The sequence below is a fragment of the Kribbella antibiotica genome (assembly GCF_004349055.1).
Lineage (GTDB): Bacteria > Actinomycetota > Actinomycetes > Propionibacteriales > Kribbellaceae > Kribbella > Kribbella antibiotica.
On sequence record NZ_SMKX01000050.1, the window covers coordinates 37917 to 51564 of the forward strand.

Sequence of the window (13648 nt, forward strand, 5' to 3'; positions counted from 1 at the left end):
CACGCAAAGGACCTGCGCCTACCCTGGTCCACACGCTACGGACCGCGCCCATCCCAGCCGGGGGTCAACTCCGCCTTATGACCCAACCCGTAACACGACCGCAAGGTTCAGCCCGTTTGCCGGATCTCTCGATGGGCGTACTTGCGAGCAGCGAACTCGTGGGCCTCGGTGAGGAGCGGGAGCAGCGGCTCCAGGGCGACCGGGTCGACGATCGCGACCCAGTGCTGCGAGGCGTAGAAGGGGTGCGGCATCAGGGCGTCGCGGGCGGCGTAGTCGTGGCCGGAGCCGAGCACCCAGTCAGCGTCGCGCTCGGTCGGAGGCGGGCCGAACAGACCTGTGTACGTCGCCTTGGTCAGGCCGAGGTTGAGTCGCCACGCACCGGGTTCGTTGAGCCGGGAGACTCGCTCGTAGTGGTCGCCGGTGACCAGGGTTGCGAAGGGCTGCTGGCGTTCCGGCGGGAGGTCGCCGGCCGGGTCGTAGAGGTAGAAGATGTCGTCCTGCGCTTCGAGGACCCGGACACCGGGGTGCGCACGGATCAGCCGATCGAGTTCGTCGAGTGTCATGCCTTCAAGTCTGTCATTCAAGTAGCAATGGAGACTTGGCCCGAATTCAGGTTTTGTCGGTGGGCCGAACTAGGGTTGTCGAGTGGCTGATCCAGCGTCCTACCGACCCGCTCCTGGGTCGATCCCTGACTCGCCCGGTGTCTATCGCTTCAGCGACTCCGCCGGGCGGGTGATCTACGTCGGCAAGGCGAAGAACCTGCGGGCGCGGCTGTCGTCGTACTTCCAGGACCTGGTCAACCTGCATCCGCGCACGCAGGCGATGGTGACGACCGCGGCGAAGGTCGAGTGGACCGTCGTCAGCACCGAGGTCGAGTCGCTGCAGCTGGAGTACTCCTGGATCAAGGAGTACGACCCGCGTTTCAACGTGAAGTACCGCGACGACAAGTCCTACCCCTGGCTCGCGATCACCCTCGACGAGGACTATCCGCGGGTGATGGTCGGCCGCGGGCCCAAGAAGAAGGGCGTTCGGTACTTCGGCCCTTACAGCCACGCCTGGGCGATTCGCGAGACCGTCGACCTGCTGCTGCGCGTCTTCCCGATGCGCTCGTGCAGCAAGGGTGTCTTCAACCGGCACCGCCAGATGGGCCGGCCCTGCCTGCTCGGCTACATCGGCAAGTGTGCCGCGCCCTGCACCGGTCAGGTGACGCAGGAGGAGCACCGCCAGATCGTCGACGACTTCAGTGGGTTCCTGTCCGGTCAGACCACGACATATGTGCGCCGGCTGGAGAAGGAGATGAAGGCCGCGGCGGTCGAGCTGGAGTACGAGCGGGCCGCCAAGATCCGCGACGACCTGGCCGCTCTCAACAAGGCGCTGGCCAAGAACGCGGTCGTCCTCGGCGACGGCACCGACACCGACGTGATCGCGCTCAGCGAGGACCCGCTCGAGGTCGCCGTCCAGATCTTCTACGTCCGCGGTGGCCGGATCCGCGGTGAGCGCGGCTGGATCGCCGACAAAGCCGACGGTACGGCGACCACCGGCGACCTCGTGTCGCGCTTCATCCAGCAGACGTACGCCGGTGATTCGGGCGACGCGATCCCGCGCGAGATCCTGGTTCCGGTCGTGCCGGACGATGTCGAGGCGCTGACGGAGTGGCTGGAGGAGACGCGCGGGACGCGGGTCGCGATCCGGGTGCCGCAGCGCGGGGACAAGAAGTCGCTGATGGAGACCGTCGAGCGCAACGCGCTGCAGACGCTGACCATGCACAAGACCAAGCGGGCCAGCGATCTGACGACTCGCAACCAGGCGCTGGAGGAGATCCAGGCCGGTCTCGACCTGCCCGAGGCTCCGCTGCGGATGGAGTGCTACGACGTCTCGAACCTGCAGGGCACCGAGGTCGTCGCCTCGATGGTGGTCTTCGAGGACGGACTGCCGCGCAAGAGTGAGTACCGCCGCTTCGTCATCAAGGAGGTCGAGGGGCAGAACGATGTCGCCTCGATCGCCGAGGTGCTGACACGGCGCTTCAAGCGGATGATCGAGGACCGCAAGGACATCCCGCCGGGGGAGGACCCGACGGCGTACCTGGTCGATCCGGAGACGGGCCGGGCGAAGAAGTTCGCCTACACGCCGGGGCTGGTCGTCGTCGACGGTGGACCGCCGCAGGTCGCGGCCGCACGGCAGGCGCTCGACGAGCTCGGGCTCGGTGACATCCCGATCTGCGGTCTGGCCAAGCGGCTGGAAGAGGTCTGGATTCCCGACGACGAGGATCCGGTGATCTTCTCCCGGACCTCCGAGGGGCTCTACCTGCTGCAGCGGCTGCGGGACGAGGCGCACCGGTTCGCCATCACGCACCACCGCAACCGGCGGTCGAAGTCGATGGTCGAGAGCGTGCTGGACGACGTACCGGGGCTGGGGGAGGTCCGGCGCAAGACGCTGCTGCGGCACTTCGGTTCGCTGAAGAAGTTGCGGCACGCGACGATCGACGAGGTCGCCGAGCTGCCCGGATTCGGGCGCCGGACGGCGGAGTCCGTCGTACTGGCGGTGAACGCCGCGGCAACGACGGCCGAATCCGGCCGGGCGCCGTCGGTGAACACGGCCACAGGCGAGATACTGGGAGAAGACGTCCCGGTGGCCGGGACGGTCAACGGGGACCCAGGGAGATCTGAGAACTGATGGACGACACGAACGGCAACCTGATCATCGTGACCGGCATGTCCGGCGCGGGGCGGAGTTCGGTTGCGGACGTGCTGGAGGACCTCGGCTGGTTCGTGGTCGACAACCTGCCGCCGATGTTCCTCACCACCATGGTCGAGCAGACCATCGACACGGGGACCCAGCCGCGGCTCGCGGTCGTCGTCGACGTCCGGACCGGGATGTTCTTCGACGAGCTGAGCAACGCGCTGCACGACCTGCGGGTGAAGGGCTACCGGCCGCTGACGCTGTTCCTGGAGGCCTCGGACGACGTCATCGTGCGCCGGCAGGAAGGCGTGCGCCGGCCGCACCCGCTGCAGGGCGAGGGCCGGCTGCTGACCGGTATCCAGCGTGAACGCGAGCTGCTCGGCGACATCCGCGCCGGTGCCGACCTGGTCATCGACACCTCGAACATGAACGTCCACCAGCTCGCCGCGAAGATTGTGAACGCCTTCGGGGACGAGGAGAACGCCGAGCTGCGGGCGACCGTGGTCTCGTTCGGCTTCAAGTACGGCATCCCGGTGGACGCCGATGTGGTCGCCGACATGCGCTTCATCCCGAACCCGTACTGGCAGCCCGACCTGCGCCCGATGACCGGGCAGGACAAGCCTGTGTCAGACTTCGTGCTCGGCCATCCGCTGGCCCAGCAGTTCCTGCAGAACTACTCGGACGTGCTGGACACCCTGCGGACCGGCTACCTGAACGAGGGCAAGCGCTTCGTCACCGTCGCGATCGGCTGCACCGGGGGTAAACACCGCAGCGTCGCGATGTCGGAGGAGATCGCCCGCAGACTGCGTGAGAAGGGGTCACCCACCTTGGTAGTCCACCGCGATCTAGGCCGCGAGTGACGAGGAGTCCTCGGGTCGTTGCTTTGGGCGGAGGGCATGGCCTGGCGGCCTCGCTGTCCGCCCTTCGGCATGTCACCGATCAACTCACCGCGATCGTCACCGTCGCCGACAACGGCGGCTCCTCCGGCCGGCTGCGCACAGAGCTGGGGGTGCTGCCGCCGGGTGACCTGCGGATGGCGCTCGCCGCGCTGTGCCGCGACGACGAGTGGGGCCGCACGTGGGCCGACGTACTGCAGCATCGCTTCCGCAGCAACGGTGAGCTGCACGACCACGCGGTCGGCAACCTCCTGATCGTCGCCCTGTGGGAGCTGCTCGGTGATGCTGTCGACGGCCTCGACTGGGTCGGTCGACTCCTCGGCGCCCAGGGCCGCGTGCTCCCGATGTCTTCCGTGCCGCTGGACATCACGGCTCGCGTGATCGGCCTCGATCCTGATCACCCGGAAGCCCTGACCGAGATCCGTGGCCAGGCCGAGGTCGCGACCACCAACGGTCAGGTCGTCGACGTGGCTCTCGACCCCTCTGACCCACCTGCCTGTCCTGAGGCCCTGGTAGCTGTCGCGGAAGCCGATTGGGTCGTCGTCGGCCCCGGCTCGTGGTTCACCTCGGTGATCCCGAACCTGCTCGTCCCCGCGCTCTGCCGCGGCCTCGAGCAGACCAGCGCCCGCCGCTTGCTGACCCTCAACCTCGGTGAGCAGAAGGGCGAGACCGACGGCTTCTCACCCGAGACCCACCTGGAGGTCCTCGCCGCGCACGCCCCCGACCTCCGCATCGACATCGTCCTGGCCGACGAAGGGCACGTCCCCGACCCCGCATCACTGCGTCGTACGGCGCAGTCACTCGGGGCCGATGTGGTCATCGCCGACATTGCCAACGACGACCAGCACCTCCACCACGCTCCCGACAAACTGACCAAGGTCTATCGGGAGCTCCTGGTCTAACGGCCGCTGAGGTCCGAGTCGACGTCGTGCTTGGCGTCGTACACCTTCGTGCCGTTCGCGTCGAAGCCGCGGATGCGGACGGTTTTGAAGTCGTCGTTTCCGCCGGTCAGGCCCCAGATGAAGTAGCCGTTGGAGATCAGCGCGCGGACCGGCCCGGTCGGCAGATCGACGATGATCTGCGCGACGCCGGCAGGCACCTGGCCCCAGTGGTGCTGGATGCCGAAGTTGCCGGTGGCCGGAACCGTGCTGCGGGCGTAGTCGTAGCTGGTCTTGTCGTACATGTGGCACCAGGCCACAACGTTCTTGCGAGGTGCGACGAGCAACGCGGTGAAGTCGGTTCCGGTCCCGGTCTTCAGCACGACCTTCCAGCTCGGTGTGATCAATCCGGCGTCCCGGTTCCGCTGCTCCTGGGCGGGCCCCGGCGGGTTCGCCTCGTCGATTGTCCTGCAGCGTGTCCGGATCCGGTCGTCGCTCTCCGGGCTGACGGGCACCGGCATCAGCGGCTTCCCCGTCTGCGGGTCCTTCAGGAACACCACCTTTGGGGTGATCGGTGGCACGGTGATGATCTTGATGCCGGCCGGGATCGGCTTCGAGGCCGGCTGCGTGGGTGGCACGTATTTCCACTCGTAGACCCGCTTGCCGGTCGCGTCGTACCCCCGGATACGGCGGAAGCTCGGTCCCTGGTCGTGGTTGCCGGCGTACCCGAGGGTGAAGTATCCGTCGCGGCCGACAAGGGCCTCGCGGGTGGCGCCGGTATCGGTCCCGATCAGCACCCGAGTCACGCCAGGCACCGGAATCATCCGTTGCGCCGATACAACCTGCGGCTCCTTCGCCCCATCCAGCGTCCTGGTACTGAGCCGGTCGCTACGGATGTGCTGGTCAGGGGATTCCATCGTGCAGCTCGCAACGACCGACCTGTCCGGTGCCATGAACACTGCGTACAGCAGGTTCTGGTCGCCGCTCTTCAGCAGAACCTGCCAGCGATTGTCGATCGGCCCAGCGGTGTCCCAGGTATTCCGGCCGTTGCCGAACTCCAGTTCCTGCTTGTCGGACGGCGCGCAGCGGCTGATCGCCTCGGCATCAGACACCGGGCTCACCGGCGGGGGAGGCGCGGCCGTCTCACCCGTCTCCCGATCGATGGCGAGGCCGTCCTTCGTGATGGTGATCCCGGTCGGGCCGGCTGGTTCCGTACCGGTGCTCAAAGACTTCGTCCAGACGCTGACCCCACCGAGGATGGCCAACGTGGTCAGGGCTGCGGTCGCTGCGATCGTGATCCGGGAGTTGCGGACAGAGCGCCGCCCGCGGGTCAGGATGTCGTCGATGTCGGTGTGCAGGGGCTGATCGGTGTCGTCGGCGGCTGCGGCCAGCATTCGTTCGATGTCGTTGCTCACGAGGCGCTCCTTTCGGTGTGGCCGAGTAGTTCACGAAGGCGGTCGAGACCGCGGGACGTCTGGCTCTTGACGTTGCCCTGGCTGACGTTGAGGACGACGGCGGTCTCTTCGACGCTGAGGTCGTTGTAGTAGCGCAGGACGACACAGGCGCGCTGCCCAGGTGGCAGCTGGGCCAGGGCCTTGATCACCATCAGCCGGTTGTCGACCGAGCCGCCGATATCGGGCACCACCCGGGCCGCCTCGTCGGGGTCGTCGGGGCGTTCGCGCCGCCACGGTTTGCGGGCCTGGTCGAGGACCGAGGTGACCACTGCACGGTGCGCGTAGCTCTTCACACCCTCACGCCGTTCGATCCGGTCCCACCGGCGGTACACCTTCACCAGGGCGTCCTGGGCGGCGTCCTCCGCGCGATGCCAGTCCCCGCACATCAAGTACGCCGTACGGCGCAGTGGCCGGATCATCATCGCGGCGAACTCGGTGAACTCGGCGTCGTCTCGTACTCTCATGCCCCTCCTCTCGTGCTTTCGGGGAAGGAACGCAGCCTGATGGCGGTTGGGTTGCAGTGAGGCGTAACGGAGTTCACCCGGACGGAGTTGGAGGGTTCGGCGGTGGGTTCGGTGCGAGGGTCTTTGACAACGGTGGGAGGATGCCTTCTATGGCGATGACAGCACAGGTGAAGTCCGAGTTGACCAGTATCCAGGTCACGAAACCCTGTTGCCGCAAGGCCGAGGTCTCGTCCGTTCTGCGCTTCGCGGGCGGTCTGCACCTCGTCTCCGGCCGGATCGTCGTCGAGGCAGAGCTGGACAGCGGCGCGGCCGCGCGCCGGCTGCGCAAGGACATCGCCGAGATCTTCGGGCACCCGTCGGACGTCGTGGTGATCTCCCCGTCCGGAATCCGGAAGCAGACCAAGTACGTCGTTCGCGTCGTCCGTGACGGTGATGCGCTCGCGCGTCAGACCGGCCTGGTCGACAACCGCGGGCGTCCGGTGCGTGGCCTGCCGCCGGCCGTTGTGTCGGGTGCTTCCTGTGACGCGGTGGCTGCCTGGCGAGGTGCCTTCCTCGCGCACGGCTCGCTGACCGAGCCGGGGCGTTCGTCCTCCCTCGAGGTGACGTGCCCCGGTCCCGAGGCAGCGCTCGCCCTCGTCGGCGCAGCCCGCCGCTTGGGCATTGGCTCCAAGGCCCGTGAGGTGCGCAACGTCGACCGCGTGGTCATCCGCGATGGTGACGCCATCGGCGCGCTCCTGACCCGCCTCGGCGCTCACGAGTCCGTGCTGGCCTGGGAAGAGCGCCGCATGCGCCGCGAGGTCCGCGCCACGGCCAACCGTTTGGCGAACTTCGACGACGCCAACCTCCGCCGCTCGGCCCGAGCCGCAGTCGCCGCTGGTGCCCGCGTCGAGCGCGCTCTCGAGATCCTGGGCGACGACGTACCGGATCACCTGCAGATCGCCGGCAAGCTCCGCCTGGAGCACAAGCAGGCCAGCCTCGAAGAGCTCGGCCAGTTGCACGAGCCCGCGCTCACCAAGGACGCCGTGGCCGGCCGGATCCGCCGCCTGCTCGCGATGGCCGACAAGCGCGCCAGCGACCTGAACATCCCGAACACCGAGGCGAACCTCACCCCGGAGATGCTCGACCCGGCGTAGTCACGGTCGGGGGCTGATGCCATCAAGGACGCGGTGCAGCCCCCACAAGTATTGCTCGGTCGAGATGTAGGTCGCCATCGTCGGTGCGGCCGCCGCCGACCGGGGGAAGTCCTCCGGCGGGATCTGGTCGAACACGCGCCGCCTGCTGGCGATGCGATCCGCCTCAGACGGTAGGGGACCAGGCTCGGCTTCGTCCGCGACCTCAAGGGCGATCGACCCGAGCACGAAGACGATCAGCAGGTACGTCGCTCGGGCGGCGTCGACCTCATCAAGTCCGGCCTGGATCAGCAGGTCCTGGAGTTGTTCCCCGATCGCCGTCGCACGGGGACCGTCCATCGGACCGCTCATCAGCAGAGCTGCGGCGCCGGGGTGCGCCACCATCCGCTCACGCAGGTCGGTCGCAAGGGCCTCGACGCGCTCGCGCCACGGCCGGGTCGGGTCGGCGAAGGCGCCGTGGTCGGAGGCGCCCAGCAGTCGCTCGACCAGCGCCCCGGTCACCGCCGCCTTGTCGGGGAAGTAGGTGTAGACCGCGTTCGGCGCGACGCCGACCTTCGCGGCGATTCCGCGGATCGAAGCCGCGGCCGGACCGCCTTGGTCGAGCAGCGCCAGCGCCGCATCGAGCACTTCGTCCTGGCTCAATGCTCGGCGACGACCTATCGATGCCATCCGCGGCCTCTCTCTTGACCTTTTCCTGGACACCGTACATTATCTGTACGGTGTCCAGAATCTGTACGCTGTACAGGTAATTGAGGAGGCTTGATGATCCGCCGCATCACCGGCAGTCTGTTCGTCCTCGCCGCCGTCGCCTTCGGGGTGGCCGCGAGTGTCCTGTCCGCAACCTTCGACTGGCCGGACATCCTGCGGGAACCCGCTGACGTCGTCCTGCCTGCGTTCTCCGCCGGCGGTTCCTGCCTGATCTGGACGTGGTTCGCCGTCGCGTGGACCTACGCGCTGCTCGCGATCCCGATCCTGCTGCTCCCACAAGCCCTCGGTCGCCGCGATGACCCGCTGCTCCGAGTCGCCACCTGGATCGGTGCCGCCTCGGTCCTGCTGTCACTGATCGGCTTCCTGCGCTGGGTTTTCGTCGTACCGGCTCTGGCCCGCGCGTACGCCGAGGGTGACCCTGCTGTCGAGGCTGCGTGGCTGGCGCAACACCAGTACGGCGGTGCGCTGCTGGGTGAACATCTCGGCCAGCTGCTCGCGATCATGTGGGGGATCGGCATCTCGATCGCCTTGTTCCGCGAGTACCGCCGGCTGGCCATCGCCGGCCTGATCGCCAACGTCCTCTACCTGACGAACCAGGGCAACATCCTCGCAACCGCTTTCCCGAACTTCCCTGTCTGGGATCTCGGTGGCCTGCTCGGCAGTACCGCCTGGGGTCTGTGGACCATCGCCCTCGGTGTCACTGTCGCCCGGACCGGCACCAGCAGGTCAACTGGTATTCACCGGGCAGACTCGGGAGATTCCCTGGAGCTTCGCAGGAGTGAGTGGTCTGGTCCACGTCCTAGCGCCGAGTGACGGTGGTCTGCTGTGGATAGCACCAGTTGGCCGAGTGGGCGGTTGGGCTAATGTTCGGGGTGAAGAGCAGTGCTGGAACGCTAGTTCGAGGAGACGTAGTCCCGTGACCGTACGCGTAGGTATCAACGGCTTCGGCCGGATCGGCCGCAACTTCTTCCGCGCCGTGCAGGCGTCCGGTGCCGACATCGAGGTCGTCGCCGTCAACGACTTGACCGACAACCAGACGCTGGCCCACCTGCTCAAGTACGACTCGATCCTGGGCCGTTTCCCGGGTGACGTGTCGGCAACGGACACCGACATCACGGCCGGTGGCCACAGCTTCAAGGCGTTCGCCGAGCGTGACCCCGCGAACCTGAAGTGGTCCGACGTCGGCGCCGACATCGTGATCGAGTCGACCGGCTTCTTCACCGACGCCACCAAGGCCAAGACGCACGCCGACAACGGCGCCAAGAAGGTCATCATCTCCGCCCCGGCGAAGAACGAGGACCTGACGATCGTGATGGGCGTCAACCACGAGCTGTACGACGCCGAGAAGCACACCGTTATCTCGAACGCGTCCTGCACCACGAACTGCCTCGCCCCGATGGCCAAGGCCATCCACGACGAGTTCGTCATCGAGCGGGGCCTGATGACCACGGTCCACGCCTACACGCAGGACCAGAACCTGCAGGACGGCCCGCACAGCGACCTGCGTCGCGCCCGCGCCGCGGCGATCAACGTCGTCCCGACCTCGACCGGTGCCGCCAAGGCGATCGGCCTGGTCATGCCGGAGCTCAAGGGCAAGCTCGACGGTTACGCGCTGCGCGTCCCGATCCCGACCGGCTCCGCCACCGACCTGACCGTCAACGTCGGCCGCGAGACCACCGCCGAAGAGGTCAACGCCGTCGTCAAGGCTGCCGCCGAGGGCCCGCTGAAGGGCTTCCTGCGCTACACCGAGGACCCGATCGTGTCGAGCGACATCGTCACCGACCCGGCCTCCTGCATCTTCGACGCCGGCCTGACCAAGGTCCTGGGCAACCAGGTCAAGGTCGTCGGCTGGTACGACAACGAGTGGGGTTACTCCAACCGTCTCGTCGACCTCGTCAACTACGTCGGCAAGTCTCTCTGACGTTTTCTTCCCAGCATGCGCTCGAGGGTGACCTGGTGTCCTCCTTCGGGCGCATGCCTGTTTCGTAGACAGGAACCCCTGCACTGTGAAGACTATTGATGATTTGGGAGACGTAGCAGGCCTGCGGGTGCTGGTGCGCTCCGACCTGAACGTGCCGATCAAGAACGACGTGATCGGCGACGACGGCCGGATCCGCGCCTCGCTGCCGACGCTGGTGAAGCTGGCCAAGGCCGGCGCCAAGGTGATCGTGACCGCGCACCTCGGCCGCCCGAAGGGCACCCCGAACCCGGAGTTCACGCTGGCCCCGGTCGCGAAGCGGCTCGGCGAGCTGCTGAAGGACGAGGGCATCACGGTGCACTTCGCCGCCGATGTCACCGGCGAGGCGGCACAGGCCGCCGTACAGGATCTTGACGAGGGTGAGGTCCTGCTCCTCGAGAACGTCCGGTACGACGCTCGCGAGGAGAGCAAGGACGAGTCGCAGCGCGACCAGCTGGCCGACGAGCTCACCGCCCTGGCCGACGTCTTCGTCAGTGATGGCTTCGGTGTCGTGCACCGCAAGCAGGCCAGCGTGTACGACGTTGCCCGCAAGCTGCCGCACGCGGCCGGCGGCCTCGTGCTCGCCGAGGTCGAGGTCCTGAAGAAGCTGACCGAAGACCCGGCCCGCCCGTACGTCGTCGTGCTCGGCGGCGCCAAGGTCTCCGACAAGCTCGCCGTGATCGACAACCTGCTGGCCAAGGCCGACAAGGTGCTGATCGGTGGCGGCATGGTCTTCACCTTCCTCAAGGCCCAGGGCCACGAGGTTGGTAAGAGCCTGCTCGAAGAGGACCAGCTCGACGTCGTCCGCGGCTACCTGAAGGAGGCCGGGGACAGGATCGTGCTGCCGACCGACATCGTGGTGGCGCCGGAGTTCAAGGCCGACTCGCCCGCGACCGTTGTGGCCGCGGATGCGATCCCGGCCGACCAGCTCGGACTGGACATCGGCCCGGACTCGGCCAAGGCGTTCGCCGCCGAGGTCGCCGCTGCGAAGACGGTGTTCTGGAACGGCCCGATGGGTGTCTTCGAGATGGAGGCTTTCGCGGGTGGAACCAAGGCCGTTGCGCAGGCGTTGACCGAGGTGACTGGCCTGAGTGTCGTCGGTGGCGGTGACTCTGCGGCCGCCGTGCGGCAGCTAGGCTTCGCCGACGATGCGTTCGGCCACATCTCCACTGGTGGTGGCGCATCCCTCGAGTACCTGGAGGGCAAGGAGCTCCCGGGACTCGCCGTACTGGAAGAGGACTGACCTGATGGCAGAAGCTGCCCGTACGCCCTTGATGGCGGGCAACTGGAAGATGAACCTCAACCACGTTGAGGCCGTCCACCTGTTGCAGAAACTGTCATGGACGCTGCAGGACAAGAAGCACGACTTCGCCCGCGTCGAGGTCGCCGTACTGCCGCCGTTCACCGACATCCGCAGCGTGCAGACGCTCGTCGACGGTGACCGGATGAAGCTCAAGTACGGCGCCCAGGACGTGTCGGTGAAGGATGCCGGCGCCTACACCGGTGAGATCTCGGCGGCGATGCTGAGCAAGCTCGGCTGCACGTACGTGCTGACGGGCCACTCGGAGCGCCGTCAGTACCACGGTGAGGACGACGCCCTGGTCAACGCCAAGACCGCCAAGGCGCTCGAGGCCGGCCTGATCCCGATCATGTGTGTCGGTGAGGGTCTGGAGATCCGCAAGGCCAACGGCCAGGTCGAGCACGTCCTGGCCCAGGTCGACGCCGGGCTGGCCGGTCTGAAGCAGGACGACGTCCGCAAGGTCGTCATCGCCTACGAGCCGGTCTGGGCGATCGGGACCGGCGAGGTCGCGACCCCGGAGGACGCCCAGGAGGTCAACTCGGCGATCCGCGCGCGGATCGAGGAGACGATTTCACCCTCGGTGGCCGACTCGGTACGGATTCTTTACGGCGGATCGGTGAAGATGGCCAGCGCAGGTGGCATCATGGCTCAACCTGATGTCGACGGCTGTCTGGTTGGGGGTGCGAGCCTCCAGGTGGACGAGTTCGCCGGCATCTGCCGTTACCTGGACCTTCAGTTAGGCTACTCCTCGTGATCCTCGCCTTCTCTATTGTCGTACTCATCTGCAGCCTGATCCTCACGCTGCTCGTGCTGCTGCACAAAGGCCGCGGTGGCGGCCTGTCCGACCTGTTCGGTGGTGGAGTGTCGTCCAGCCTGGGCGGTTCCTCGGTCGCCGAGCGGAACCTGGACCGCATCACGATCGGTGTCGGCCTGATCTGGTTCGCCTCCATCGTCGCGCTCGGCCTGCTGTACAAGCTCGGCTGAGGAAGGTAGGGACCCGTGGCTGGTGGTGGTAGTGCTATTCGTGGCAGCCGGGTCGGTGCCGGCCCGATGGGCGAGGCGGAGCGCGGCGACACCGCGCCCCGGCAGCGCATCGTGTTCTTCTGTGCCAACGGGCACGAGACAACGACCGTGTTCGCGGTCGAGGCCTCGGTTCCGGAGGCCTGGGACTGTCCGCGCTGTGGCCTACCGACCAGCACCGACGCGAGCAACCCGCCGCCGCCGGTGAAGATCGAGCCGTACAAGACGCATCTGGCCTACGTGAAGGAGCGGCGCTCCGAGACGGAGGCGGCCGAGATCCTCGAAGAGGCCTTGGCGAAGCTCCGCGCGCGGCGTGCCCGCGGCGAAGTCATCTTCTGACCTGACGCGTTACGCACCCGGATCGGCCCTTGTGGCTGGTCCGGGTTGTCGCGTTGTGTGCTGGGCTTCTGACTGCTTGTAGGGTCGATCCATGAAGCCATCGATCGCCCCTGTGCGCTGGACCCCGCCGCCCGCAGACACCACCCGGAACGCGGTGAAGATCGACGTCACGACTGTCGCCGTACCGGGGCATGGGCCTGAGGACACGTTGATCGACGAGGACGGCAACGTCCTGACCGGCCTGGAAGACGGCCGCATCCTGCGCGTCAGCGCCGACGGTACGGCGATCAGCACGCTTGCCGACACGGGTGGTCGCCCGCTCGGCCTGGAGTGGCTGCCCGATGGCAAGGTGCTCGTCTGCGACACCAACCGCGGCCTGCTCACCCTCGACAAGGACGGCCGCCTCACCACCCTGCTGTCCGCGATCGACGGCCGCCCGATGCGCTTCTGCAACAACGCCGCCGTCGCCCCCGACGGCACCATCTACTTCACCGACTCCTCGACCCGTTTCGGCTTCGAGCACTGGAAGGCCGACCTGCTCGAGCACTCCGCCACCGGCAGCATCTACCGCCTGACGCCCGACGGCGCAGTCACCCAGCTGGCCACCAACCGCGCCTTCCCCAACGGCGTCGCACTCAGCGCCGACCACCAAACCCTCTACTGGGCCGAAACCGCGTCGTACGCCGTCTACAAACTCGACCTGACCGCGGTGTCGCCGGAGCCCGAGCTCTTCGCCTACGTCCCCGGCCTCCCCGACAACATCTCCCGAGGCTCCGACAACCTCATCTGGGTCACCGTCGCCTCCCCCCGCAACACCCTCCTC

15 protein-coding genes are annotated in these 13648 nt (G+C 67.3%); 11 read left to right on the forward strand and 4 right to left on the reverse strand.

Features of this window, described 5'->3' with window-relative positions; all coding sequences use genetic code 11:
- Positions 1-107: 107 nt before the first annotated feature.
- On the reverse strand, positions 108-563 hold the full coding sequence (locus tag E1263_RS18755; protein WP_132169072.1) for a DUF6194 family protein: 456 nt from the start codon (positions 561-563) through the stop codon (positions 108-110).
- Between the two features lie 82 nt (positions 564-645).
- Between E1263_RS18755 and uvrC the strand changes: the two genes are divergently transcribed.
- The 3 genes from uvrC to E1263_RS18770 are packed head-to-tail and all read left to right on the forward strand — an operon-like array spanning position 646 to position 4477.
- Positions 646-2673, forward strand: a complete 2028-nt coding sequence (gene uvrC, locus E1263_RS18760) for an excinuclease ABC subunit UvrC (protein WP_132169074.1) — start codon at positions 646-648, stop codon at positions 2671-2673.
- Positions 2673-3539 carry an RNase adapter RapZ gene (gene rapZ, locus E1263_RS18765; protein ID WP_132169076.1) on the forward strand — a complete coding sequence of 289 codons (867 nt, stop codon included), beginning with the start codon at positions 2673-2675 and terminating at the stop codon, positions 3537-3539. Before uvrC ends, rapZ begins: the two co-directional genes overlap by 1 nt.
- Complete coding sequence (locus E1263_RS18770) at positions 3536-4477, forward strand: gluconeogenesis factor YvcK family protein (protein ID WP_132169077.1); 942 nt, start codon at positions 3536-3538, stop codon at positions 4475-4477. Before rapZ ends, E1263_RS18770 begins: the two co-directional genes overlap by 4 nt.
- Here the strand turns inward: E1263_RS18770 and E1263_RS18775 are convergent.
- Positions 4474-5868 carry a hypothetical protein gene (locus E1263_RS18775; RefSeq protein ID WP_132169079.1) on the reverse strand — a complete coding sequence of 465 codons (1395 nt, stop codon included), beginning with the start codon at positions 5866-5868 and terminating at the stop codon, positions 4474-4476. The genes E1263_RS18770 and E1263_RS18775 overlap by 4 nt on opposite strands.
- Complete coding sequence (locus E1263_RS18780; RefSeq protein WP_132169081.1) at positions 5865-6371, reverse strand: SigE family RNA polymerase sigma factor; 507 nt, start codon at positions 6369-6371, stop codon at positions 5865-5867. The genes E1263_RS18775 and E1263_RS18780 overlap by 4 nt, the downstream gene beginning before the upstream one ends.
- A 149-nt stretch (positions 6372-6520) precedes the next feature.
- Between E1263_RS18780 and whiA the strand changes: the two genes are divergently transcribed.
- Positions 6521-7504 (forward strand): DNA-binding protein WhiA, encoded by a 984-nt coding sequence (gene whiA, locus E1263_RS18785; RefSeq protein WP_132169083.1) that lies wholly within the window; start codon positions 6521-6523, stop codon positions 7502-7504.
- Here the strand turns inward: whiA and E1263_RS18790 are convergent, their stop codons facing one another.
- Positions 7505-8170: a TetR/AcrR family transcriptional regulator gene (locus tag E1263_RS18790; protein WP_132169085.1), complete on the reverse strand. Its 666-nt coding sequence runs from the start codon at positions 8168-8170 to the stop codon at positions 7505-7507.
- Between the two features lie 93 nt (positions 8171-8263).
- On the opposite strand from E1263_RS18790, the gene E1263_RS18795 reads away from it, so the two are divergent.
- The 7 genes from E1263_RS18795 to E1263_RS18825 all read left to right on the forward strand — a co-directional run.
- A complete protein-coding gene (locus E1263_RS18795; RefSeq protein WP_132169087.1) occupies positions 8264-9022 on the forward strand; it encodes a DUF4386 domain-containing protein in 759 nt (252 codons plus the stop codon).
- Between the two features lie 103 nt (positions 9023-9125).
- Complete coding sequence (gene gap / locus E1263_RS18800) at positions 9126-10130, forward strand: type I glyceraldehyde-3-phosphate dehydrogenase (RefSeq protein ID WP_132169089.1); 1005 nt, start codon at positions 9126-9128, stop codon at positions 10128-10130.
- Positions 10131-10215: 85 nt separating this feature from the next.
- Entirely contained in the window at positions 10216-11409 is a 1194-nt protein-coding gene (locus E1263_RS18805) for a phosphoglycerate kinase (RefSeq protein WP_132169091.1), read from the forward strand.
- Positions 11410-11413: 4 nt separating this feature from the next.
- The gene (gene tpiA, locus E1263_RS18810) at positions 11414-12220 is read left to right on the forward strand and encodes a triose-phosphate isomerase (protein ID WP_132169093.1); all 807 of its coding nucleotides are present in this window, start codon (positions 11414-11416) and stop codon (positions 12218-12220) included.
- Positions 12217-12450 carry a preprotein translocase subunit SecG gene (secG, locus tag E1263_RS18815; RefSeq protein ID WP_132169095.1) on the forward strand — a complete coding sequence of 78 codons (234 nt, stop codon included), beginning with the start codon at positions 12217-12219 and terminating at the stop codon, positions 12448-12450. The genes tpiA and secG overlap by 4 nt, the downstream gene beginning before the upstream one ends.
- 15 nt (positions 12451-12465) lie before the next feature.
- A complete protein-coding gene (locus E1263_RS18820; protein ID WP_132169097.1) occupies positions 12466-12825 on the forward strand; it encodes an RNA polymerase-binding protein RbpA in 360 nt (119 codons plus the stop codon).
- Between the two features lie 91 nt (positions 12826-12916).
- A partial coding sequence (locus tag E1263_RS18825; RefSeq protein WP_132169099.1) for an SMP-30/gluconolactonase/LRE family protein occupies positions 12917-13648 on the forward strand: 732 nt, incomplete at its 3' end.

Coding starts and splice junctions, on each gene's coding strand:
- E1263_RS18755 (WP_132169072.1), bottom strand. CDS start 563: ATGACACTCGACGAACTCGATCGGCTGATCCGTGCGCACCCCGGTGTC.
- rapZ (WP_132169076.1), top strand. CDS start 2,673: ATGGACGACACGAACGGCAACCTGATCATCGTGACCGGCATGTCCGGC.
- E1263_RS18780 (WP_132169081.1), bottom strand. CDS start 6,371: ATGAGAGTACGAGACGACGCCGAGTTCACCGAGTTCGCCGCGATGATG.
- whiA (WP_132169083.1), top strand. CDS start 6,521: ATGGCGATGACAGCACAGGTGAAGTCCGAGTTGACCAGTATCCAGGTC.
- E1263_RS18790 (WP_132169085.1), bottom strand. CDS start 8,170: ATGGCATCGATAGGTCGTCGCCGAGCATTGAGCCAGGACGAAGTGCTC.
- E1263_RS18795 (WP_132169087.1), top strand. CDS start 8,264: ATGATCCGCCGCATCACCGGCAGTCTGTTCGTCCTCGCCGCCGTCGCC.
- tpiA (WP_132169093.1), top strand. CDS start 11,414: ATGGCAGAAGCTGCCCGTACGCCCTTGATGGCGGGCAACTGGAAGATG.